The 22851-nt window shown below is 68.2% G+C and carries 24 protein-coding genes; 9 read left to right on the top strand and 15 right to left on the bottom strand.

The window, feature by feature from the left end; translation table 11 throughout:
- Positions 1 to 17 precede the first annotated feature (17 nt).
- Entirely contained in the window at positions 18 to 467 is a 450-nt protein-coding gene (locus E4P24_RS13220; RefSeq protein ID WP_115861813.1) for a GNAT family N-acetyltransferase, read from the bottom strand.
- 91 nt (positions 468 to 558) lie between these two features.
- On the opposite strand from E4P24_RS13220, the gene E4P24_RS13215 reads away from it, so the two are divergent.
- Positions 559 to 1149, top strand: coding sequence for a S26 family signal peptidase (locus E4P24_RS13215; RefSeq protein WP_188148574.1), 591 nt, complete (start codon positions 559 to 561; stop codon positions 1147 to 1149).
- An 84-nt stretch (positions 1150 to 1233) separates the two neighbouring features.
- Here the strand turns inward: E4P24_RS13215 and E4P24_RS13210 are convergent, their stop codons facing one another.
- The 3 genes from E4P24_RS13210 to map all read right to left on the bottom strand — a co-directional run bounded on the left by E4P24_RS13210 (position 1234) and on the right by map (position 3791).
- Positions 1234 to 2169, bottom strand: coding sequence for a cation diffusion facilitator family transporter (locus E4P24_RS13210; protein WP_004042686.1), 936 nt, complete (start codon positions 2167 to 2169; stop codon positions 1234 to 1236).
- 81 nt (positions 2170 to 2250) lie between these two features.
- Positions 2251 to 2820: an HIT domain-containing protein gene (locus E4P24_RS13205; RefSeq protein ID WP_115861815.1), complete on the bottom strand. Its 570-nt coding sequence runs from the start codon at positions 2818 to 2820 to the stop codon at positions 2251 to 2253.
- An 80-nt stretch (positions 2821 to 2900) separates the two neighbouring features.
- Positions 2901 to 3791, bottom strand: coding sequence for a type II methionyl aminopeptidase (gene map, locus E4P24_RS13200; RefSeq protein WP_013035297.1), 891 nt, complete (start codon positions 3789 to 3791; stop codon positions 2901 to 2903).
- Between the two features lie 183 nt (positions 3792 to 3974).
- Here map and E4P24_RS13195 point away from each other — a divergent pair, with 183 nt between their 5' ends.
- A complete protein-coding gene (locus tag E4P24_RS13195) occupies positions 3975 to 4676 on the top strand; it encodes a metallophosphoesterase family protein (protein WP_115802863.1) in 702 nt (233 codons plus the stop codon).
- A gap of 76 nt (positions 4677 to 4752) precedes the next feature.
- Positions 4753 to 6990 carry a polyphosphate kinase 1 gene (ppk1, locus tag E4P24_RS13190; protein ID WP_188148573.1) on the top strand — a complete coding sequence of 746 codons (2238 nt, stop codon included), beginning with the start codon at positions 4753 to 4755 and terminating at the stop codon, positions 6988 to 6990.
- A gap of 15 nt (positions 6991 to 7005) precedes the next feature.
- Here the strand turns inward: ppk1 and E4P24_RS13185 are convergent, their stop codons facing one another.
- The 3 genes from E4P24_RS13185 to E4P24_RS13175 form a co-directional block, all read right to left on the bottom strand.
- Positions 7006 to 7266, bottom strand: coding sequence for a lipoyl domain-containing protein (locus E4P24_RS13185; RefSeq protein ID WP_188148572.1), 261 nt, complete (start codon positions 7264 to 7266; stop codon positions 7006 to 7008).
- Between the two features lie 73 nt (positions 7267 to 7339).
- The gene (locus E4P24_RS13180; protein ID WP_188148571.1) at positions 7340 to 8380 is read right to left on the bottom strand and encodes an alpha-ketoacid dehydrogenase subunit beta; all 1041 of its coding nucleotides are present in this window, start codon (positions 8378 to 8380) and stop codon (positions 7340 to 7342) included.
- The gene (locus E4P24_RS13175; protein WP_188148681.1) at positions 8380 to 9414 is read right to left on the bottom strand and encodes a thiamine pyrophosphate-dependent dehydrogenase E1 component subunit alpha; all 1035 of its coding nucleotides are present in this window, start codon (positions 9412 to 9414) and stop codon (positions 8380 to 8382) included. The genes E4P24_RS13180 and E4P24_RS13175 overlap by 1 nt, the downstream gene beginning before the upstream one ends.
- A 166-nt stretch (positions 9415 to 9580) precedes the next feature.
- Here E4P24_RS13175 and E4P24_RS13170 point away from each other — a divergent pair, with 166 nt between their 5' ends.
- The 3 genes from E4P24_RS13170 (at position 9581) to E4P24_RS13160 (ending at position 12927) form a co-directional block, all read left to right on the top strand.
- Entirely contained in the window at positions 9581 to 10222 is a 642-nt protein-coding gene (locus E4P24_RS13170; RefSeq protein ID WP_188148570.1) for a dienelactone hydrolase family protein, read from the top strand.
- 131 nt (positions 10223 to 10353) lie between these two features.
- Positions 10354 to 12165, top strand: coding sequence for a formate/nitrite transporter family protein (locus E4P24_RS13165; RefSeq protein WP_188148569.1), 1812 nt, complete (start codon positions 10354 to 10356; stop codon positions 12163 to 12165).
- A gap of 129 nt (positions 12166 to 12294) precedes the next feature.
- Positions 12295 to 12927: a DsbA family protein gene (locus E4P24_RS13160; protein ID WP_188148568.1), complete on the top strand. Its 633-nt coding sequence runs from the start codon at positions 12295 to 12297 to the stop codon at positions 12925 to 12927.
- Between the two features lie 67 nt (positions 12928 to 12994).
- Here the strand turns inward: E4P24_RS13160 and E4P24_RS13155 are convergent, their stop codons facing one another.
- The 3 genes from E4P24_RS13155 to E4P24_RS13145 form a co-directional block, all read right to left on the bottom strand.
- The gene (locus E4P24_RS13155; RefSeq protein WP_188148567.1) at positions 12995 to 13423 is read right to left on the bottom strand and encodes a hypothetical protein; all 429 of its coding nucleotides are present in this window, start codon (positions 13421 to 13423) and stop codon (positions 12995 to 12997) included.
- A 69-nt stretch (positions 13424 to 13492) separates the two neighbouring features.
- Positions 13493 to 14428, bottom strand: a complete 936-nt coding sequence (locus E4P24_RS13150) for an oxidoreductase (protein ID WP_004062390.1) — start codon at positions 14426 to 14428, stop codon at positions 13493 to 13495.
- Between the two features lie 85 nt (positions 14429 to 14513).
- Positions 14514 to 15533 carry an isoaspartyl peptidase/L-asparaginase gene (locus tag E4P24_RS13145; protein ID WP_188148566.1) on the bottom strand — a complete coding sequence of 340 codons (1020 nt, stop codon included), beginning with the start codon at positions 15531 to 15533 and terminating at the stop codon, positions 14514 to 14516.
- A gap of 118 nt (positions 15534 to 15651) precedes the next feature.
- On the opposite strand from E4P24_RS13145, the gene icd reads away from it, so the two are divergent.
- On the top strand, positions 15652 to 16911 hold the full coding sequence (icd, locus tag E4P24_RS13140) for an isocitrate dehydrogenase (NADP(+)) (RefSeq protein WP_004062392.1): 1260 nt from the start codon (positions 15652 to 15654) through the stop codon (positions 16909 to 16911).
- A 114-nt stretch (positions 16912 to 17025) separates the two neighbouring features.
- Here icd and E4P24_RS13135 read toward each other — a convergent pair whose 3' ends face one another.
- The 3 genes from E4P24_RS13135 to E4P24_RS13125 all read right to left on the bottom strand — a co-directional run bounded on the left by E4P24_RS13135 (position 17026) and on the right by E4P24_RS13125 (position 18757).
- Positions 17026 to 17481, bottom strand: a complete 456-nt coding sequence (locus E4P24_RS13135; protein WP_008575886.1) for a hypothetical protein — start codon at positions 17479 to 17481, stop codon at positions 17026 to 17028.
- A 183-nt stretch (positions 17482 to 17664) separates the two neighbouring features.
- Positions 17665 to 18168, bottom strand: a complete 504-nt coding sequence (locus E4P24_RS13130) for a hypothetical protein (protein WP_115803318.1) — start codon at positions 18166 to 18168, stop codon at positions 17665 to 17667.
- Positions 18169 to 18412: 244 nt separating this feature from the next.
- Positions 18413 to 18757: a cupin domain-containing protein gene (locus E4P24_RS13125; RefSeq protein WP_115861826.1), complete on the bottom strand. Its 345-nt coding sequence runs from the start codon at positions 18755 to 18757 to the stop codon at positions 18413 to 18415.
- Between the two features lie 140 nt (positions 18758 to 18897).
- On the opposite strand from E4P24_RS13125, the gene E4P24_RS13120 reads away from it, so the two are divergent.
- Entirely contained in the window at positions 18898 to 19437 is a 540-nt protein-coding gene (locus E4P24_RS13120; RefSeq protein ID WP_008608001.1) for a DUF5817 domain-containing protein, read from the top strand.
- Positions 19438 to 19487: 50 nt separating this feature from the next.
- Here E4P24_RS13120 and E4P24_RS13115 read toward each other — a convergent pair whose 3' ends face one another.
- Positions 19488 to 19637 carry a hypothetical protein gene (locus E4P24_RS13115; RefSeq protein WP_155821820.1) on the bottom strand — a complete coding sequence of 50 codons (150 nt, stop codon included), beginning with the start codon at positions 19635 to 19637 and terminating at the stop codon, positions 19488 to 19490.
- A 211-nt stretch (positions 19638 to 19848) separates the two neighbouring features.
- A complete protein-coding gene (gene hmgA, locus E4P24_RS13110) occupies positions 19849 to 21060 on the bottom strand; it encodes a hydroxymethylglutaryl-CoA reductase (NADPH) (protein WP_188148565.1) in 1212 nt (403 codons plus the stop codon).
- Positions 21061 to 21211: 151 nt separating this feature from the next.
- Here hmgA and E4P24_RS13105 point away from each other — a divergent pair, with 151 nt between their 5' ends.
- Entirely contained in the window at positions 21212 to 22846 is a 1635-nt protein-coding gene (locus E4P24_RS13105; RefSeq protein WP_115802869.1) for an amidohydrolase, read from the top strand.
- Positions 22847 to 22851 lie beyond the last annotated feature (5 nt).

Here is a 22851-nt window from a genome sequence, read left to right as displayed (position 1 = left end):
CACACTCCGCTCGGTTCTCAGTTCTCGTCGCGCCCGCGGACGCCGCCCTCGCCCACTCGGAGAAACATCCCTTTCGACGCCGGCGCGGTCGGTTCGAACCCCCAGCGCTCGTAGTAGCCGTCCACGTCGGCGAGGAGATTCACGAACGCCGACGGCGGGGCCTCGTGGTCGAGGTAGTCCACGAGCGCGTCCATCACGCGGGTGCCGAGCCCACGGCCCTGATGGTCGGGGTGGACCGCTACGTCGACGACCTGAAAGACGGTACCGCCGTCGCCGACGAGCCGACCCATACCGACTATCTCGTCGCCGGTCGCCCCCTCGAAGACGACGCGCACGCCGAAAATCGTGTTCGGAACGCCGCGCTCGGCGGCCGCGAGAGACCGGGGAGGCATCCCCGCGGCGTCGCGGAGGGAAACGTACGTCTCGGGGGCGGGAAACTCGGGGACGAGGTGGTAGTCGTCGTTCACGACTCGACCGTCGCGCCACCCGGCCCTAACGGTTTCTCTCACGCCGACGCCGGCAACAAGATTGATAGCGACGCGACGGCTGACAGCACCCGTGTCCGACGACAGTCAATCGGAGGCCCGAGCGTTCGCCAGAGACGCGCTCTCGACGGTCGCGGTCGTCGTCGCGGTCGGCGCGGTGCTGTTCGCGGTGAGCGGCGTGTGGCCCCCGATGGTCGCCGTCGAGAGCGGGAGCATGCAACCGACTCTCGAACGCGGCGACCTCGTCGTCGTGACCGCGGAGGGTCGCTACGGCGGCCCCGCGGCCGACGACTACGGCGTGGTCACGGCCAACGCGAGCGAGGGCTACGGCCGGCTCGACGGCCCGGGCGATGTCGTCGTCTACGACACGCCGTCGCGCGACGGCTCGCCCATCATCCACCGCGCGGTCTTCTGGGTCGAGGACGGAGAGAACTGGTACGACCGGGCCAACGCGTCTTACGTCGACGACGCGGACTCCTGTGCGGAACTCCTGTACTGCCCCGCGCCGCACGCCGGCTACGTCACCCGCGGCGACGACAACGACTACTACGACCAGGCGCGGGGCATCGCCCCGCCCGTCCGACCCGACTGGGTGCGGGCGAAAGGCCAGTTCCACGTGCCGTATCTCGGGGAGCTACGGCTGGAAGTCCAGAAGCTGCTTTGAACCCCCAGCGGTCGTCAGCATCCGTTAGTGGCAGTTAGTGGCCGTCAGCGGTCGTCAGCGTCCGTTAGTGGCAGTTAGTGGCCGTCAGCGGTCGTCGCCGCCGTCGGGCGAGAACATGGTGTAGCGCTCCGTCTCGTCGTCTTCCTTCCACTCCCCGAGTTCCTTCGGGTCGATGTGGACGAACACGTCGTCGACCTCGTCGATGTTCCGAATCGCCTGCACGACCCACGTCTCGATGTCGTGAGCCTCGGCAATCGTCATGTCGCCTTCGACCTCGATGTGGAGGCTCACGTCGATTTCGGGGCCGACGTAGTGGGCGACCACGTCGTGTGCGCCGTACACGTCGGGGTGCGACAGGGCGGTCTGGACGATGAGCGCCCGGAGATACTCCGGCGGGGCGGCCCCGACGAGGTAGTTCACGTTGTCGCGGACGATTTCGTAGCCGGTGTAGACGATGCCGATGGAGACGACCATGGCGGCCAGCGGGTCCAAGATGGGGTAGCCGAACTGCCCGCCGACCACGCCGACGAGCGCCGCGCCGGCGGTGAGGATGTCGTTTCGGTTGTCGACGCCGGCGGCGACGAGCGCCGGCGAGTTCTGCTCGCGGCCGACCGAGTAGCAGTAGCGGTAGAGGACGTACTTGGCCGCCGCCGCGACGACGAGGACGACGACGCCGAGCGTCCCCGCGTCTCCGCCGTAAGTCCCCGCGAGGATGCTGGACGTGCTCTGCCAGAGAATCGCCCCGCCGGCGGCGAAGATGCCGACCGCGACGAAAAGCGAGATGAACGGCTCGATACGCTCGTGGCCGTGGGGGTGTTCCCAGTCCGGCGGCTTCGTCGTCAGATAGAGGCCGCCGAGGATGATGGTGCTGTAAACCGCGTCCGCGAGGCTGTTGACCGCCTCGGACCCGAGGGCCAGGCTCCCGGTCGTCCACCACACGCCGGCCTTCCCGGCGACGAGAAGCACGTTCGCCGCGAGGACGACGAATCCGACCCGACGGATGGCCCGTTTCCGCTCCATTACCGTGGCTTTCGGGAGAGGGGTTCAAATGCGCTTCGGGCCGGAGCGGGCTATTAGATGCACTCGACGTGAGTTTTAGAGTCAGTCTAATTCGAAGCGAACCGCGTCGTCGTCGCCGTCGACGAGTGCCCCGTCGAGGCCGGCGAACGCTTCGTGAAGCTGGTCGTAGGAGTCGTCGAGGGCCTGCACGAGCACTTTCGTGTCGGAGATGACCGGCATGAAGTTGGTGTCGCCGTTCCACCGCGGGACGACGTGGGTGTGGAGGTGGTCGTCGATGGAGCCGCCGGCGGCCGAGCCGCCGAGGTTCTCGCCCGCGTTACAGCCGTCGGGGTCGAAGGCGGCGTCCAACGCGGCGAGCGTCTTCGATTTGAGCCGGGCGTGGTCGAGGAGTTCCGCGTCCGAGAGGGCGGCGAACTCGCCGGTGTGGCGGTGCGGGATGACCATGACGTGCCCCGGCGCGTAGGGGTAGTTGTTCAGGAGGACGAACGAGTGCGGCGAGCGGGCGACGATTTTGCTCTCTCTGTCGTCGTCGCGCTCGGGGAGCGCACAGAAGGGACAGCGGTCGTCGTCGTCCGGGTCGTCGGCGTCGGCGTCTTGGTCGTCGTCGCGGGCGACCCAGTCGATGCGCCACGGGGCGAACAGTTGGTCCATGGCGGCTCAATGGACCCGGACGGGCAAGCCGTTTCGGTCTCGGGGCGGTCGGTGCTGGCTCCGACCCCGGTTCCGTCCGACTATCGCGTGAGGTTCTCGTAGCCGTCTTCGGTGACGATGATGGTGTCTTCGGCCTGCCCGACCATCGCGCCGTCTTCCTCTTTCAGCACGGGGTAGCCGCGGAGGATACCCTGCTGTTCGAGCCGGCGAATCGCCATCTCTGAGCGACCGCCCTCGAACCAGCGGGCCGCGAAGGGGAGCAGTTTGTACTCCTCGCGCACCTCGTCGAGCAGTTTGCGCGACATGCGGTCGCGGACCGAGCGGTCGTTGACGAGGCTGTAAATCTCGTTTTTCGACCCCTCGGTGACCTTGCCCGTGCCGTCGGTGGCGAACGGTTCGATGGCGACCACGTCACCGACTTCGAGTTCGACGCCGCGCTCTGCGCCGCGGTTCGGGATGGTCGGGTCGGTGTGGGCGTCCCACTGCTCGACGCCGTGGCCCGAGAGGTTGAGGACGGGCGTGTAGCCGTAGCCGCGAATCACGTCCTCGATTTCCGCGCCGATTTTCCCGGTGTGCGCGCCCGCTTCGACCATGTCGAGGGCGGCGTCGAGCGCCTCCTCGGCGGACTCGACGAGTTCGTCGTTGCCCGAGAGGTCGACTGTCACCGCGGAGTCTGCGATGTAGCCGTCGACGTGGACGCCGACGTCCAGACAGACCATGTCCTCGCCGAACACGGTGTCGTCGTCGCGGCCGGGGCTGGCGTGCGACGCCTCCTCGTTGATACTGATGTTGACCGGGAACGCACAGCCGTCTGCGAGTTCGCGGATGCGCGCTTCGGCGTGTTCGGCGACTTCGAGGTGGGTGACGCCGGGTTCGACCATCTCGGCCGACTCGTCCAACACCGTGCGGAGGACCTCCCCTGCCTCTCGATACTTCTCGACCGTCTCGTCGTCGAGGGGTCCGATGCTCATGGCCGCGACTTCGCGGCCGCGCCGGAAAGCGATTGCGGGATGGCCGGCGACAGAGGGCGGGTCGTCGCCGGCGGCTCGCGCGGCGTGCGTGAGACTCACAGCCATGTCTATATAGCACAACAGTCCGAAACTAGCAACCCTTTCTTAGGTAGCCGTCTTCAGGCAGAGGAGAGAACGTTTCCAATGAGTGTTCCGTCCTTCCACCCCGACGTCGCCGAGCACCACCTTCGAGTCGACATCGACGACTGGGACGACGTGTACGTCGTCGGCGACGTACACGGCTGTCTGCCGGCGCTCGAACGCCTCGTCGACCGGCTCGACCCCTCCGAGGACGACCTCGTCGTCTTCGTCGGCGACCTCGTGCGGAAGGGCCCCGACAGCAAGGGCGTCGTGGACTACGTCCGCGAGCGCGACAACTTCCTGACCGTCCGCGGCAACAACGAAGAAAAGCTCATCCGCGGCACGAAGGAGCTAGACGCGCTGACCGACGACGACCTCGAATGGATTTCGAACCTCCCGGTCGCCATCACGTGGGAGGACGCCATCGTCGTCCACGGCGGCGTCCACCCCGAAAAGCCGCTTTCCGAACACAGCGTCGACGAACTCGAAAACACCCGAGCGATGAACCCCGGCGACAGCTACGACGGCCCGTTCTGGTTCGAGTACTACGAGGGGCCACAGCGCGTCTTCTTCGGCCACACCGTGATGGCCCACCCCGCCGTCTTCGAGCACGCGATGGGCCTCGACACGGGCGCGGTCTACGGCGGCGCGCTGACGGCCTACGACCTCCACGCCGACGAACTCGTCGCCGTCGACTCCGAGGTCACCCACGAGTCCCGCAAGGACTCGAAGATTCTCGAACCCCGCCAGCCCGCGCTGGTCTGAGCCCCCGAGGCGACGGTGGCGGCGACGACGGAGGCGGCGAACTAAAGGCCGCCGCCGAACCATCTTCTCTCAGCATATGTCCGACGACGAGCCTCGCGGCGGCGACTCGCAGGGCCGACACGCCGGTCAGTCGACCGCGCCGGTCCGCGCCCGCGAGCGCGACGGAGACGCGCCGGAGCCGGCCGACGCCGACCTCGCAGACCCCGCGCTGTATCTCAACCGCGAACTCAGCGAACTCGCCTTCCACGAGCGCGTCCTCCACGAGGCGATAGACGACCGCAACCCGCTTTTCGAGCGCGTCAAGTTCCTCTCGATTCTCACCTCGAACCTCGACGAGTTCTTCATGAAGCGCGTCGGCGGGCTGAAACAGCAGATGGCCGCCGGCGTGAGCGAACTCTCGCCCGACGGCCGGACGCCGAGCCAGCAGTGGTCGCTCGTCCTCGACCGCGCCCGCGACCTGCTCGACCGACAGTCCGCCTGCTTCCACGACCTCGTCCGCCCCGCGCTCACCGACGCCGGCATCGACATCGTCGGCTACGACGACCTCGCGCCCGACGAGCGGGCGGCCCTCCGCGACTACTTCGAGGCGTCGGTCCTGCCGACGCTGACGCCCCTGACGTTCGAGCCGGCCCATCCGTTCCCGTTCATCTCGAACCTCTCGCTGTCGCTCGCGGTCCGCACGACCGAGGGCCCGGAGGAGCCGACGAAGTTCTCGCGGGTCAAAGTCCCCGGCAACCGCCCGCGACTCGTCAACGTGGACGAGCGCGTCGGCGACGCGGGAGGGAGGGCGGACGACGACGGCCCCGCGGGACCCGTCAGGTTCGTCCCGCTCGTGGCCGTCATCGAGCGCAACATCGACCTGCTGTTCCCGAACGTCGAGGTCGTCGACACCTCCGCGTTCAGGGTGACGCGGAACGCCGAGGTCCGCCGCAACGAGGAGGTCGCAGAGGGGCTCATCGCCACGATAGAGGACGTGCTCCGCCAGCGCCGATTCGCCACGGTGGTCCGCTTGGAGGTCCAGTCGGGCGCGCCCGAGGCCGTCCGCGACCTGCTCGCAGAACAGCTCGGCGTGGACGACCGCGAGGTGTTCGAGCGCGACCTGCCGCTGGACTACGGCGCGCTCGCGTCGCTTTTCGACCTCGACCGGCCGGAACTCGAAGTCGCGCCGTGGACGCCCCAGCCCCACCCGCGGTTCGCCGGCCGCTCCGCCGACGACCCCGACTCGGTGTTCGCCGAAATCGCCCGGAAGGACGTGCTCGTCCACCACCCGTACCACTCGTTTACGGGCACGGTGGGGACGTTCCTCGCGGCGGCCGCGGCCGACCCCGACGTGCTGGCCATCAAAGCCACCATCTACCGGACCGCGCCCGATTCCGAGGTCATCGAGACGCTCATCGAGGCCGCCAAGAACGGCAAGCAGGTCGCGGTGATGGTCGAACTCAAAGCGCGGTTCGACGAGGAGAACAACCTCCGGTGGGTCCGTCGCCTCGAAGAGGAAGGCATCCACGTCGCTTACGGCACTATCGGGCTGAAGACGCACACGAAGACCGCGCTCGTCGTCCGCGAGGAGGGCGACGAGGTGCGACTGTACTCCCACGTCGCCACCGGCAACTACCACTCCCAGACCGCGAAGCTCTACACCGACCTCGGGCTGTTCACCGCCGACCCCGACATCGGCCACGACCTCGTTCGCCTGTTCAACTTCTTCACCGGCCACTCGCGGCAGGAGACGTACCGGAAACTGCTGGTCGCGCCGACGAACCTCCGCGAGGAGATGACCCGGCTCGTCCGCCGGGAGGCCGACCACGCCCGCGCCGGCCGCGACGCCCGCATCGTCGCCAAGATGAACGCGCTCGAAGACCCCGCGATGGTCCGCGAACTGTACGAGGCGTCGATGGCCGGCGTCGACATCGACCTCGTGGTCCGCGGTATCTGTCGGCTCAGACCCGGCATCGAGGGGCTCTCGGAGCACGTCTCGGTGTCGAGCGTCGTCGGCCGGTTCCTCGAACACTCGCGTATCTTCTACTTCGAGAACGGGGGCGAGCCGGACTACTACGTCGGCTCCGCCGACTGGATGACCCGCAACCTCGACCGCCGGGTCGAGGCCGTCGCGCCCGTCGAAGACCCCGAGCACCGCGCCGAACTCGACGCCGTCCTCGACGCGCTCCTGTCGGACAACCGCCGGCGCTGGGTGATGGACAGCGACGGCCGGTACGAACAGCGCCGACCCGGTGACGGCGAACCGGTCCGCGAGGCCCACCGAGAGCTGATGGACCGGGCGCTCGGCGCGGCGTACCGCGCCGGCGACGACTGAAGAAAAAAGCCCGATTCAGGCGCTCGGTTGCACCCGCGCGAGCACGTCGCCGCGGTCGAAGTCGCCACCCTCGGCGACGAGTATCTCCGTGACCGTCCCCGCGGTCGGCGCGGTCACGTCGATGCTCACCTTCTCGACCTGTATCTCGCAGAGCGTCTCGCCCTCGTCGACCGCAGACCCCTCGTGGACGAACCAGTTGGCGAGGTAGCCCTCGGCCACGTCGTCGGCGTCGTCGGGCCACGAGTCCGCCGAGTTCACGTCGAGGGCGTCGCTCATCGTCCGCCTCCGTCTCTGTCTTCGCTTCCGCTTCCGGCCTCGATTCCGTCTCCGTCTGCTTCGGGCGCTCGTCTCATTCGTGGAGTTCGCGGACGGCCGCCGCGATGTCGTCGGTGCCGGGGTTGACCTCGTCTTCCAGCGGGCGGGCGTAGGGAATCGGCACGTCGGGGATGGCCAGCCGCTTGACCGCCGAGAGGTCGTCCAGCGCGCCCTCGGCGGCCCGCGCGATTATCTCGCCCGTCACGCCGAACGACCGGTAGTCCTCGTCGACGACGAGGAGCTTCCCGGTCTTGCGGACCGAGTCGAGCACCGTGTCGGTGTCGAGGGGGACGAGCGTCCGGAGGTCGATGACCTCGGCGTCGATGCCGTCGTCGTCGAGCTGTTCCGCGGCCTCCATCGCCCGGTGGACGTGCAGGCCGAGGGTGACGACGGTCACGTCGTCGCCGGGGCGCTTCACGTCGGCCTCGCCGAACGGAATCGCGTAGTCCTCCTCGGGGACGCCGGTCTTCGGCCCCGAGGGCGACGGCATCCAGCCGAGACCCATGAGACGCTTGTGGAACATGTAGACGACCGGGTCGTCGTCGCGGATGGCGGTGTGCATCAACCCCTTGGCGTCGTAGGCCGTCGAGGGGACGACGACTTTCATCCCCGGCAGGTGGGCGAAGGTCCCGTAGAGCGTCTGGGAGTGCTGGCCGGCGTCGTTGTAGGTGCCGCCGACGGCCGTGGTCAGCACCATCGGCACGGAGAACGAGCCGCCGCTCATGTAGGTGTTCTTCGCCATGTTGTTGTATATCTGGTCCATGGCGACGCCGAAGAAGTCGACGAACATCAGTTCGGCAATCGGGCGCATCCCGGCCTGTGCGGCCCCGACGGCCGCGCCGAGGTAGGCCGTCTCGCTGATGGGCACGTCCATCACGCGGTCGCGGCCGAACTCGTCCAAGAGGCCGGTCGTACTGGAGAAGATGCCGCCGTAGTCGGCCACGTCCTCGCCCATGTAGAACACGTCGTCGTTCTCGCGCATCTCCCACGCGATGGCCTCGACCATCGCCCGACTCATGGTCAGTTCGCGGTCCGTCTCGGTCGCCTCCGTGTAGTCTCGTGATTCGGTCGCCATCAGTTGTCACCTCCCGTCTCGCCGGCGTCGCCCGGCGCGTCTGCCGCGGCCCCGCCGTCTGTCGCCGCCTGCGCCGGCGGGTTCGTGAACACGTTCTCGTACGCCTCCGCCGGCTCGGGCTCGGGCTGTTCTTTCGCCCACGAAATCGCCGCCTCGACCCGCTCGTGGGCGCGCTCCCGCATCTCGTCGATGTCGTCGTCGGTCACGCCGTGCGAGCGGAGGTCCGCGGCGAGTCGCTCGATGGAGTCGCGCTGTTTCGCGCGGTCGATGTCGGCCTCGGGGCGATAGCCCTCCGCGTCGCCCATGAAGTGGCCCATCCGGCGGTGGACCTGTACCTCGATGAGCGTCGGCCCATTGCCGTCGCGGGCGCGCATCACGGCCTCGCCCGCGGCCTCGTACACCGCCATCGCGTCGTCGGAGTCGACGCGGACGCCCGGCAGGTCGAAGCCGTCGGCGCGCTGTGCGCCGTTCTGTACGTCGGTCACGCGGTCTTTCGGCATGCTGATGGCCCAGTCGTTGTCCTCGACGACGAAGACGACCGGGAGGTCGTGGACCGCCGCGAGGTTCAGCGATTCGAGGAAGCCGCCCTGATCGATAGCGCCCTCGCCGAGGAAGGCGACGGCCACGGCGTCCGTGTTCCGCTTTTTTGCGGCCATCGCCGCGCCGACCGCCGGCGGACAGCCCTGCGCGATGATGCCCGAACACGCGAAGTTCACGTCGGGGTCGAACAGGTGCATGTGACCGCCCTTCCCGCGGCACAGCCCCGTCTTCCGCCCGAAAATCTCGGCCGTCATGCGCTTGAGGTCGACGCCCTTTGCGATGGCGATGTGGTGCGGTCGGTGCGGCGCGGTCACCGTGTCGTCGTCGCGGAGGTGGATACACACGCCCGCCCCGGACGCCTCGTGGCCGGCCGCGAGATGCAGTTCGCCGGGTATCGGCCCCGCCGAGATGTCGAACGCCGGCTGTTTCCCGACGAGGTACTCGTCCACCAGTCGCTCCTCGTAGTGCCGAGCGGTCACCATCTGCTCGTACATCGTCCGTAGGTCGGTAACACTCACCATGGTTGGCGTTCGGGTGTACTCCCGTAGAACTATTAACATTAATTGTGTAATTCATGACCATCAGAACGAGCGGACTGCGAATTCACGCGAATCGACGGGTCGAGACAGGCCTAAGCCGCAGTCCGACGTATCGTATCGTATGAGCGACACGACGCCGAATCTCGTCTCGATAGCCGTCGGCGACGCGGTGCTGGAGGGTGACCTTCGGATTCCGGACGGCGCGTCGGGGCTCGTGGTGTTCGCCCACGGCAGCGGGAGCAGTCGGAAGAGCCCGCGGAACAACTTCGTCGCCGAGGTCATCCGCGACCGCGAGGTCGGGACGCTGCTTTTCGACCTGCTCACAGAGGCGGAAGACGAGCAGTACGAGACGCGGTTCGACATCCCGCTTCTGAGGGAGCGACTGCTCGGCGCGACCGAGTGGCTCCGCGGCCGCGACGACACCGCCGACCTCGACTGCGGCTACTTCGGGTCGAGCACCGGCGCGGCGGCGGCGCTCCTCGCGGCGGCCGACCTCGGTGACGACGCGGGCGCGGTCGTCTCTCGCGGCGGGCGCGTCGACCTCGCGGAGTCGCGGCTCGGTGACGTGACCGCCCCGACGCTGTTCGTCGTCGGCGGTGCCGACGAGCCGGTGTTGAGGCTGAACCGCGACGCGTTCGCGGAACTCGACTGCGAGAAGTCGCTGGAGGTCGTCGCCGGCGCGGGCCATCTGTTCGAGGGACCGGGCGAACTGGACGCGGTGGCCGACCTCGCCGCCGACTGGTTCGAGACGCACCTCGGGTGAGCGCGTCACTCACCGGTGTCGAAACCGCGGCCGCAGAGCATAGATGACTACCCACCTCCGACGCGGCCGAACTGTTGCAGACAGCCTGAACCGGTACGTTTAGAACGGTTTGTTCGAAAACCACCGCACCAATGACAGACCCCGAGTCGACGGAGCTCGACGAATCCGTTCGCGAGGCCGTCGAACGGTCACGAAGCGGTGCGCCGGCGGTCGGTTCGGTGGTTCGCGACCGATTTTCGTCCGACGAGGTGTTCCAGCGCATCGTCGCGGCCGCGGACGAGGAGATAACCTCCGGCGCGCGGGAGCTGTTCTTCAGCGCCCTCGCCGCGGGGTTCGCGATTACGATTACGTTCCTCCTCTACGTCTCGATGAAAGCGTCCACCGGCGGCGAACCGGTGTTAAGCGCGATGCTCTACCCGCTCGGGTTCATCTACATCATCATCGGGGGCTATCAGCTCTACACCGAGAACACGCTCCCGCCGGTCGCGCTGACGCTGGAGCGGTTGGCCAGTATTCCCGCGCTCTTGCGTAACTGGGTCGTCGTCCTCGCGGGGAACCTCTTCGGCGGGACGCTCGGTGCGGCCGCCCTCGCCTTCGGCGGCGTTCTCTCGCCGGAGGCCGCGAACGCGGCGCTCGAACTCGCTCAGAAAGGCGTCGAGACGCCGTGGTGGAGTCTCTTCTTCAAGGCCGCGTTCGCCGGCCTCATCGTCGCCGGCGTCGTCTGGGTCACTTTCGCCGCCCGCGACACTATCTCTCGTCTCGCCGTCGTCTACCTCGCGTTCCTCGCGGTTCCGCTGGGTGGGCTCTTCCACGTCGTCGTCTCCTACACCGAGATGGTCTACCTCGTGATGAACGGCCAGCTGGCGTTCTCCGTCGGCCTGACCGAGTTCGTCGTCCCCGTGCTCTTGGGCAACACCTTCGGCGGCGTCGTCCTCGTCACCGTCGTCAACTACTTCCAGACGACGGAAAACCGGTTAGAATCCGCACGTTTCGAGGGTGCGAAACGCCAGCTTTCGATTCGTGAGTGGGCGCTGGGCGGACTCGCCGGTCGGTCGTACGTCCCGCTCATCGAGACCGAAGAGGGAACGGACGACCACACGGACTCCTACCGGGTCGTCGTCCCCATCGCGAACCCGCGGACCGAGTCGCACGTCGTCGAACTCGCCTGTGCGCTCGCGAAGTCGAAAGAAGACGCCATCGTCGATATCGTCCACGTGGTGCAAGTTCCCTCGCGCGTCTCGCAACGCTACGGTGCCGCACAGAACCAACGGATTATCGCACACTCCAACGAACAGCTCGAAGACGCCCGCGAACGCGTCGCCGGCTACGACATCGAAGCCCAGACGTCAACGGTCGTCTCACACCGCTCGTTCGAGGAGATATTCACCGTCGCCAGCCGCAAAGACGCCGACCTCGTCGTCATGGGTTGGAGCAACGACCGAATCTGGTCGGGAGGGCGTGCAGAACGGACGATGAGCGAGTTGACGAGTCGCCTGCCCTGTGATTTCCTCGTCCTCAACGACCGGAACTACGACACCAGTCGACTCCTCTTGCCGACGGTCGATAGCCCCCACTCGGCGCTCAGCGCCGAGGTCGCGAAATCCCTCCGCTCGGTCGTCGGGTCGGAGGTGACGCTCCTCCACGTCGTCGACGGTCCGGACGAGCGCGAACGGGGCGAGGCGTTCCTCTCCGACTGGGCGACCGAACACGACCTTCAGGACGCGACGCGAATCGTCGACGACACCGGCGACATCGAACGAGCCATCGCGGACCGGGCCGACAGCCACTCGATGGTGTTGATGGGCGCGACCGAACGGGGGCTCCTCACTCGACTCCTGACCGACTCGTTGCACCTCGACGTGGTCAACGACACCGACCACTCGGTTCTCTTGGTGGAGCGCGCCACCGAACGAAGCCTCAGACAGCGTCTGTTCGGACGCTGAGTCGGTCGGATTCCCTCCTCGCGGGCGCTTCCGCCCTGCTCTCAGTCGCGACGATATCAGTCGCGACGGTATCCGAACGTGTCGCCAGCGACCGCGTCGTTTTTGTAACCGTAGAAAAGACAAATACGCATGAGTTCAGACGCCGACCAGACGATAACGGTCTACTCGGACTACGTGTGTCCCTTCTGTTATCTCGGAAGACAGTCCCTGTCGCAGTATCAGGAGACGAGAGACGAGGAGCTCGATATCGACTGGCACCCGTTCGACCTGCGGAGTCAGAAGCGTCGGCCCGATGGAAGCATCGACTTCTCGGTCGACGACGGCAAAGGCGAAGACTACTACGAGCAAGCGAAGCAGGGGGTCCGTCGGTTACAAGAACGGTACGACGTCGAGATGACGCTTGACCTCGGGACCGACGTTGACTCGCTGCCGGCGCAAATCGTCTCGTACTACCTGAAGGGACACGCCGACTACGAGACGTGGCTCGCGTTCGACGAGTCGGTCTTCGAGGCGCTCTGGCAGGACGGCAAAGACATCGGCGACGAGGCGGTGCTCGTCGAACTCGCCGAATCGGTGGGCATCGACGGCGAGGAAGTCGCGTCCGCGCTCGACGACGAAACGCTTCGGGCCGAAGTGCGCGAACGATTCAGTGAGGCCCAGCAGCACGGCGTCACCGGTGTCCCAACCTTCGCGTACGAGGGCTACGCCGCGCGAGGAGCGGTGCCGCCGGAGCAGCTAGAGCGACTCGTCGAGGGAGTGTAGACACCGAACGCGCGACGAACGGGACCGACAGCGCTCGACGAGTCGTCACGCCCGCCGGCGAGTCGATTCACCCGGCGGTGGTCGTTTCGAGCATCCGGCGGAGCGCGACTTCCATCTCCTCGAACTCCGAGAGTTCGAGTTCGTCGGTGGTGACGATGACGCCGCGGTCGCCGCCCACGACGCGGCCGACGAAGCCGTCCGAGAAGACGCGCAGGGTGAACTCGTACTCGCCGAAGTCGGAGGTCGCGCCGGTCGCGCCGGCGTTGTAGGTCTCTCGCGGGCCGAATCCGGTGCGCTCGCTCTCGACGAGTCCGGCGCTCGCTGCGCGCGCCGCGGCCTCGTCGCCGTCGTGGAGGTCCCGTCGGACGTACAGCACGTCGAAGTCGTCGCGGGTGAAGTGGACGACGCTCCGCAGGGAGTCCCCGAGGGTCGTTCGGCAGGTGGAGACGAGAGCGTCGGCGACGCTCCGGGTGATTGTCGGCGTTGATTCGGTCACGGGAGTAGATAGCACGCCGCAGTATTTGGCCGTCTCGCCTCCCGGCGCTCGTCCGAGACAGGTGGTGAATCAGGCCAGCCGGAACCGCGTGTCGGTGAGCTCCTCCGACACGTCCCAGAGCCGGGCGGCGGTCTCGGGGTCTCTGGCGCGGTCGCTCGGCTCCGCGATGCCGGGGGTGCCGCGCATGCCGAACAGCCCCTGCGGGCCGACGTACTCCCCGCTTTCGACGGCCGGCGACGTGGCGGCGTACAGGAGCGGGAGCGCGCCCATCTCGGCCGACTGGGCGAATATCGCGTTGCCGAGCTTGCTCATCCAGTACCGGAGCGTCGACCCGGAGGCCTCGGGGCCGCGGAACTGGAGGTTCGTGGCCGCGTACCCCGGGTGCGCGCCCACGCTCAGCACGTCGTCGATGCCCGCGGCGGTCAGCCGGCGGTCGAGTTCGAACGCGAAAAGCAGGTTCGAGAGCTTGCTCTGGGCGTAGGCGTCCCACTCGTCGTAGTCGCGTTCGCCTTGCAGGTCGTCGAACTCCATCCGACCGCGCTCGTGGAGGCCGCTCGACATCGTGACGAGCCGCGTCTCGCCGGGCGTGTCGCGGAGCGTCGGGAACAGGCGGGCGCTCAGGGCGAAGTGGCCGAGGTGGTTGACGCCGAACTGCGTCTCGAAGCCCTGTGCGGTCTCTCGCCGGGGAATCGCCATCACGCCGGCGTTGTTGCAGAGGACGTGCAGCGACCCGTGTTCGGCGGCGAACTCGTCGGCGAACTGTCGGACCGAGTCGAGGTCTGCGAGGTCGAGTTCCGAGAGCGTCAGCGAGGCCGCCGGCACCGACTCGCGGATGTCGGCCATCGCGTCCGCGCCGCGGTCGAGGCTTCGGCAGGCCATGACGACGTGCGCGCCCTTCTCCGCGAAGGCGCGCGTCGCCTCGAAGCCGAGGCCGCTGTTCGCGCCGGTGACGACGACGGTCTTCCCGGAGAGGTCGGGAACGTCGGCCGCGGTCCAATCGCTCATGAGAGATTCAACGGCCTGAATCGAGTAAACCGTGGCGGCGACGGCCAGCGCGACCGGAACGCGGTCGCCGCCGGCCGCGACGACCTCAGTTCGACGCGGTGCTGGTCTGCATCCCGTCGGAGTTGTACGCCGAGCCGAAGCCCTCGTCGTCGAGGAGGATGATTCCCGCCGACGACCCGGTGAGTTCGCCGAACTCCGCGATGGCGAGGTCGGCCGCGGTCTGGGCGTCGCAGCCGCGCTCGAGGTGGCCGACGGCGCGGCGCGCGAGCGTCACGCGCGCGATGTCTTCGCCCGCTCCCGTGGTCGACGCGCCGCCGGCCGGGGAGGCGTAGAAGCCCGAGCCGATTTGCGGCACGTCGCCGACGCGACCCGCGAGAGCGAACCAGCGGCCGCCGGTCGAGGTCGCGGAGGCGAACATCTCGCCGTCGGTGGCGACCGCCCCGACCGTGTCGTGACCGGGAAGGCGAGCGTTGCGAGCCGAGCGGTCACTGCCTGCCGAGGTCTCCTCGGAATTGTCGTGACCGGGAAGGCGAGCGTTGCGAGCCGAGCGGTCACCGCTTGCTGAGGTTCCCTCGTTCGTCGGGAGGTAGCCGTCTCCCGCCTCGGCCGTCGGGTCGCTCGTGCTACCGCCGAATCGGTCGGCCAGCCACGCGAGGTGTTCGCTGGGCGAGCCATCGGGGGCGTCCGCGTTCGCCCAGCGCTCGCGGGTCTCGTCGGTGAAGAGGTCGACGCCGGTCTCGACGCCCGCGTCGGCGGCGAACTCGACCGCCGGCTCGCCCGTCAGGAGGACGTGCGGGGTGTCTTCGAGGACCGCCCGCGCGACGGAGACGGCGTGTTCGACGCCCTCCATTCCGGCGGCTGCGCCGACTTGGCGGTCGCTCAGCATGACGCCCGCGTCGGTGCGGACGACGCCGTCGGACTGGACCGCGCCGCCGACGCCGGCGTTGAACCGGCGGTCGGATTCGAGGACGCGGACCGCGGTCTCGACCGCCGAAAGCGGGTCGGACTCGCTCGCGCCCGCGTCGGCCGCGTCGTCCAAGACGGCCTGTCTGGGCTCCGGTTCGCCGGGGATGCCGCCGGCCCCGCCGTGAAGGATAATTCGCATACGCGAGTGTCTCCCGAGCGCGGGTGTAAACGTATCGACCGCCGAATGGAGCGATATTTGCAGTTCGCCGTCGATAACGGCAGGACTTTTACACCGCACTGGAAAACCCAAAATGTTCATGAGCTACGACCAGATTGAGGTTCCGGACGACGGCGAGAAAATCACGGTCGACGAGGAGACGGGCGAGCTCTCCGTCCCCGACAATCCGATTATTCCGATCATCCACGGCGACGGAATCGGAACGGACGTCGGCCCCGCCGCACAGAAGGTCCTCGACGCCGCCGCCGAAGCGACCGGCCGCTCTGTCTCTTGGATGCGCGTCTACGCCGGTTCGTCCGCCCGCGACAAGTACGACGAGAACCTCCCGGAAGACACGGTAAGCGCCATTCGCAACCACCGCGTCGCCATCAAGGGCCCGCTCACGACGCCCGTCGGTGCGGGCTTCCGCTCGCTCAACGTCGCGCTCCGCAAGAAGCTCGACCTCTACGCGAACGTCCGCCCGACCTACCACCTCGACGGCGTCCCGTCGCCCGTCAAGAACCCCTCGGCGATGGACATGGTCACGTTCCGCGAGAACACCGAGGACGTGTACGCCGGCATCGAGTGGGAAGCCGGTACCGACGAGGTCCAGCAGGTCAAGGAGTTCGTCGAAGAGGAGATGGGCGCGGACGGCGTCATCCACGACGGCCCCGTCGGCATCGGCATCAAGCCCATCACCGAGTTCGGGACGAAGCGCCTCGTCCGCGAGGCCATCGAGTACGCCCTCGAAAACGACCGCGACTCCGTCACCCTCGTCCACAAGGGTAACATCATGAAGTTCACCGAGGGCGCGTTCCGCGACTGGGGCTACGAACTCGCAGAAGAGGAGTTCGACGACGTCACCATCACGGAAGACGAGCTCTGGGAGGAGTACGACGGCGAGAAGCCCGAGGACAAGGTCGTCGTCAAGGACCGCATCGCGGACAACATGCTCCAGCAGCTCCTGACCCGCACCGCCGACTACGACGTCATCGCCACGATGAACCTCAACGGCGACTACATGTCCGACGCCGCCGGCGCGCAGATTGGCGGCCTCGGCATCGCCCCCGGTGCGAACTTCGGTGAGGGCCTCTGTCTCGCAGAGCCCGTCCACGGCTCCGCACCCAAGTACGCCGGCGAGGACAAGGTCAACCCGACCGCGATGATTCTCTCCGGCCGTCTCATGTTCGAGTACATGGGCTGGAAGGACGCCGGTAAGCTCATCCGCGACGCCGTCGAGAAGACCATCTCGGACGGCGACGTGACCTACGACCTCGAACGCCAGATCGAGGGCGGCAACAAGCTCGCCACGAGCGAGTACGCCGACAAGGTCGTCGAGAACATCAAAGAGTTAGCTTAAGCCAACTCTTTGAGCAGCCAGAAATCTTCGATTTCTGGATACATTCACGAACTCGCGTAAGCGCTCACACAACTTCTCTCTCGCGGCACCGACGCCGCACTCGTTTCGCGCCGCTTACAGTCGGTTCGGGTCCCGCCAGCGACGAATCCGGTTCCACAGCGGTCTGACGACGCCGAAGACGACCGCGCCGGCGGTGTCGGCGACGATATCGACGGCCGTGTCTTCCAGGTAGACCGAGCGGGGCCACTCGACCCAAAAGCCGGTGAAGAGCCGCTCGTACACCTCGAACCACGTCCCGATCGCGGCGACGGCCATCGGGAGGACGACGAGGAGCGCGAGCCGCGAGTGGAGCAGGCGGGGATTGAGGACGTAGAGAATCGCCGCGACGCCGAACCCGGAGGCGGCGTGGACGAGAATGTCCCACCACCAGATGCGCGTGTAGAGAAACAGCGCCATGCTCGTGAAGTGCGTCACGGTGACGACGCTCCCGAACACGGCGACGGCAGCCATCTCTCGGGGGCGTTCTTCCCAGCCGGCCAACACCGTCTCGTTCAGCGTTCGTCTCAGCATGCGCGGGTCGGTAGACGGGGCGGTAGGCGGGGCGGGTCGACTGCGGTGGCGGAGTGCTGTGCCGTATCTCCTGCGAGCGGACGCATAGACGAGAGATAGGACATCATCGATATGTACGTTATCTCGACGGAGCAACACGTTTGGGGTTAAATTAACCCCGCCGACGGGGGCATCGCGGTCGAGTCAGCGGTTCGAGCGGCGGTCGTCGTCCGGCGTCTCGCCGCCGTCCGAGCGGACGTGAGTTGAGCGCGGCGGCGAGTCGCCGCGGCGGGCGTCCGCCTGCCCCCGCGACCAGAAGATACCTTCGATGAAGGCGAAAAAGCCGAGGCCGCCGGCCACGTTGACCACGAGGTCTATCGCGGTGTCTTCGGCGTAGTAGGCCATCGACCAGCCCCACCAGAAGTCCTTGAACAGGTACTCGTACACCTCGAACCCCGCGCCGATGGCGAGGAGAGTGGCCGCGACGACCGCCGGGGCGCGAGCGCCGCGGAACGTCTGCGGGAACACGAGGAACAACACGCCCGCGACGCCGAAGCCCGAAAGGGAGTGGGTGAGCACGTCCCACCACCAGATGCGCGTGTAGATGTCGTACGCGAGCCCGCCGAAGTGGAGCGCGCTGACGACCGCGGCCCAGACGCCGACGAACGCCCACAGCCACGGCTCGCGCGCGAGCTTCGAGTGGCTCATCGTTGCCCGCTGCTCGACGTGCTGACCGGGGTGTTCGGCGCGCCGTACGCTGTCCATGGTGAGAGTACGCGTTGGGAGGGCATAGTTAGGGACTACCGTCTACTGAGTGATGACACGGGTTTGATAAATGCTTTCTCCTTACACGTCGCGGCTGAGCCGACCCAAGCCACTCGTTCGAGAGGCTCTAACTCCCCCGAAACGCACCGCACGGAGAGTTTAGTCCGGGTGGCGGTTCGCGCTCGACTCAGTCCAGCCACGGCGGGTTGGCCCGCGGCGGCGAGAACACGTCGATGCCGACGACGGTCTCGTCGCCGCGGTTCTCCGCGCCGTGGGGTTCGCCGCCCGCGAGCGAGTAGGAATCGCCGGGGCCGACGACGAGTTCCTCGCCCTCGTCCCCGACGAGGAACGTCAGTTCGCCGGCGACGATGTAGCCGACCTGCTCGTGGGGGTGGTCGTGAACCGGGACCGCCGCGCCGGGTTCGATGCGGAAGTGCTGGACGTTCAGCTCCTCGCCGCCCGCGAGAAGCGAGAGGAACACGTCGTCGGCCGCCTCGGCGGACGGCGCGTCGTCGACAGAAACTCGGTCCATGGTGACACGCCACGGGGAGCGAAGATAAATCCGCCGGGGAGACGCCGCCGGGGAGACTCCGCGGGGGTCGGCACCGCGTCGGGGTCCGCGGTCGCTCGCGCTCCCGAACGTTCAAATCCGCCGCCGCGGAACACCGACGTATGTACGCGGTCGTGGGGTGTACGGACTGCGCGAACATGTGGCTGCTTTCGGACCCCGACGGGTCGAAGACGGCGACGTGTCCGCGGTGCGGCAGGCGACACCAGACGAAGAAGCTCCGGCGCTTCTTCGAGTCCGACGACAGGGACGCCGCGCGACAGGCGCGGTCGGCGCTGTTGGCGAAGAAACACGGCGACAGCGAGGCGTTCGCGCAGGTCGACCACGTCTCGGAACTCGACCGGCGAGTCGAGGAGTCGGGCGTCGACGACCGCGAGTACCTCGAAGGCTCGGGGCTCGACGCCGACGAGGTGTTCGAGGCTGGCGAGGCCGCCGCGCGGGGGCGGGACTCGTCGTCGGGGTCGCCCGACCGCCTGACGGTCGTCCGCGAGGCGATACGGGACGGCGACCGGCCGACCGAAGAGGAAATCGTCGCGGCCGCGGTCGAACGGGGCGTCCCGGCGGACCGCGCCCGCGATCTGCTCGACAAACTCCGGCGGCGCGGCGAAGTGTCCGAGTCGCGGGGGCGACACCGACTGGTCTGAGATTCGGCGCGGGCGAGCGACCGGCCAGCGGGTCCGCGAGCGCGAGCACCTCAGAGCGCGCCGAGGAGCTTCGCCACGGTCAGCGCGGAGGCGACGACGCCGAGCGCCAGTTTCACCAGCCTGAGCGCGAGCGCCACCCGCCGCGCGTCGTCGTACTCGTCGGGCGATTCGGGGTCGGTACCGCGTGTGAAGAGTGGCATGGGAGGGGATGGGGTGTGGACACGCCCGCGGGTGCTCCCCGACGGACGCATTTTCATCGTTTCCGCGGAAACGGAATAAACGCGACCCACGGGTGCGGAGTGAAAGTGAAAGTAAACAGAGAGCTGCGAATACGCAGGTATAGTCCGAGAACGGGCTGAGAAACGCAGTTCAACTGTGTCCGGTGCCGGCGAAACTGAAACCGGATTCGAGTTACCGACCGAGTTCGGCGTGGGCGCTGGAGAGGTGCCGCGAGGCGAGCGCGGAGAGAAGGGAGAGTTCGCCCGCGAGGGAGCCGACGGCGATGCATTCCGCGAGGGCGTCGGCGTTGGAGCCGGCGGGGTCGCCGCCGCCGCTGACGCCGAGGATATCGAGGCCCTCGGACTGCGTCGGGAGTTTCGTGCCGCCGCCGACGGTGCCGACTTCGAGGGAGGCGATGGAGACCGAGACGTAGAGGTCGCCGTCCTGCACCTCGGCGGTCGTGATGGCGTTCGACCCCTCGACGACCTGCGCCTCGTCCTGCCCGGTGGCGAGGAACATCGCGGCGACGACGTTGGCGACGTGGGCGTTGAACCCGAGGCTCGCGGCCTTCGCGGAGCCGACCAGGTTCTTGCGTGTGTTGAGTTCCGCGACCGCTTCGGGCGTGGTGTGCAAGCGTTCTTCGACGACCTCGCGCGGGATTCGAACGTCGGCGGTGACGCTCCGGCCGCGCCCCTCGACGGCGTTGATGGCGGCGGGCTTCTTGTCGGAACAGAGGTTGCCCGAGAGGGCGACGAGCGAGGCGGCCGTCTCGTCTTCGACGACGCCGCAAGCGGCCTCGGTGGCGATGGTTGCCATGTTCATCCCCATCGCGTCCTTGGTGTCGTAGCGGAACCGCAGGTACACGGAGTTGCCGACGACGTACGGCGTCACGTCGAGGAGTTCGCCGTGGTTCGTCGTCTCCTCCGCGGCCTCCTTCAGCGCCGCGAAGTTGTCGCGGGTCCACGAGACGAGCGCCTCGGCCTCGGCAACGTCGGCGACGCGGAACACCGGCGCGCGGGTCATCCCGGACTTGAGGACGCGGGCGGTCGCGCCGCCGGCGCTGTTGATGACCGAGCAGCCGCGGTTGACCGACGCGAGGAGCGCGCCCTCGGTGGTCGCGAGGGGGAGGTACTTCTCGCCGGCGACGGAGCCGCCGTCGACGCTGACGGGGCCGGCGACGCCCATCGGCACCTGAATCGCGCCGACCATGTTCTCGATGGCCGACTCGGCGGCCTCCGCGGGGAAGCCGTAGTTCCCGACCGCGTCGAGCGACGCGCCGGACTGCTCTTCGACGAGCAACCGGCGCGCCTCGGCGGCGGTGTCGGCGTCGGCGTGCGCTTCGAGCTCGTGGAGGCGGAGGTCGCCCTCCCGAACGCGGTCTGCGAGGGACGCGGCGTCTGTCATGCTCCGACGTTTCCCGCGCCGGCCCTAACGCGTTCCGGTTCTTCCAACGGCCGCCACCGACCCGGCCGGCGTCACCCGCGACGACCGACCGCCGCTCGGCCACCCCGCCGCCTCCCGAACCGTTTTGCCCTCCCGCGTCGGGGTCGAACGTATGACCGCGGCAGCGGACCTCGTACTGACGAACGCGGAGGTACACACCCTCGGGTCGCCCGACGAGACGCACGAAGCCGTCGCCGTCCGCGACGGCGAGGTCGTCCGCGTCGGCCGCGCGTTCGACGTGGAACTGCTCGCCGGCGTCGAGACGCGGGTCGTCGACTGCGGCGGCCGCGTCGTCCTCCCCGGCTTCATCGACGCCCACACGCACCTCCCGATGGTCGGCCGCTCGCTCGTCCACGCCGACCTCTCCGCCGCCGACTCCCCGGCGGAGGCGGTCGAACTGCTCCGCGAGCGCGCCGCCGAGGTCGAATCCGACGACGAGACCGGCGACGAGGCCGGCTGGGTGCTCGGCTACGGCTACGACGAGAGCACGTGGGACGACTCGAGATACCTCACCCGCGACGACCTCGACGCCGTCTCCGAGTCGCGTCCCGTCGTGGCCTTCCGCGAGGACCTCCACACCGCCGGCGTCAACTCGGTCGTCCTCGACCGCCACGCCGACGAGATGCCCGATTCGGGCGTCCAGACCGCCGGAGACGGAGACGGCGGTGACGGCGCTGACGGCGGCGATGGCGACACCGCCGGCGAACCGACGGGCGTCGTCGTCGAGGGCGCGGTCGACGTGCTTCGCGAGGCGACCGAACCGGGCCGCGAGGAGATGGCGGACCTCGTCCGCGCGGCGCAGTCGTACGCGACCGCCCGCGGCGTCACCGGCGTCCACGACATGGTCCGGGGCTCCCGCGCGCCCGAGGTCTACCGCGACCTCGACGAGGCCGGCGAACTTGCGCTCCGCGTCCGCATCAACTACTGGTCCGACCACCTCGACGCGCTCCGCGAGGTCGGCCTGCGGACGAACCACGGGGGCGGGAGCCGCGGCGGCCTCGTCACCGTCGGGGCGATAAAGACGTTCACCGACGGGAGCTTCGGCGGGCGGACCGCGAAGCTCACCGAGCCCTACGCCGACGCCGCGGCGGACCCCGACGCGACCGACGAGGAGACGGGCCAGTGGGTCGTCGCCCCCGAGGACCTCCGCGACCTCGTCGCCGACGCCGACGAATCGGGCTATCAACTCACCGCACACGCCATCGGTGACGCGGCCGTCGACGCGGTGCTCGACGCGTACGCGGAGACCGACGACCCCGGCGCGGCCCGCCATCGGGTCGAACACGTCGAACTCGCGTCCGACGAGGCAATCGAGCGGTTCGCCGAGTCGGGCGTCGTCGCCTCGGTCCAGCCGAACTTCCTGAAGTGGGCCGACGAGGGCGGCCTCTACGACGCGCGCCTCGGGGAGCGGCGCCTGCGGACCAACCGCTACCGCGACCTGCTCGACGCCGGCGTGGACCTCGCGTTCGGGAGCGACTGCATGCCGCTCGGGCCGCTGCTCGGCGTCGACCTCGCCACCGACCACCCGAACCCAGACCAGTCGCTCACCGTCACCGAGGCGCTTCGGGCGTACACCGCCGGGGCGGCCTACGCCGGCTTCGACGAGGACCGACTGGGGACCGTCGCGGTCGGGAACGCCGCCGACCTCGTCGTCCTCGACGAGTCGCCGTGGGAGGCCGACTCGATTCGCGATATCGCGGTCTCGATGACCATCGTGGACGGTCGCGTCGTCTTCGAACGCGACTGAACGAG

The organism is Haloferax sp. AS1, from assembly GCF_014530665.1.
GTDB classification, from domain to species: Archaea; Halobacteriota; Halobacteria; order Halobacteriales; family Haloferacaceae; genus Haloferax; species Haloferax volcanii.
The sequence above is the reverse complement of the archived record's forward strand: the minus strand, read 5'-3'. Positions and strand labels throughout refer to the sequence as shown.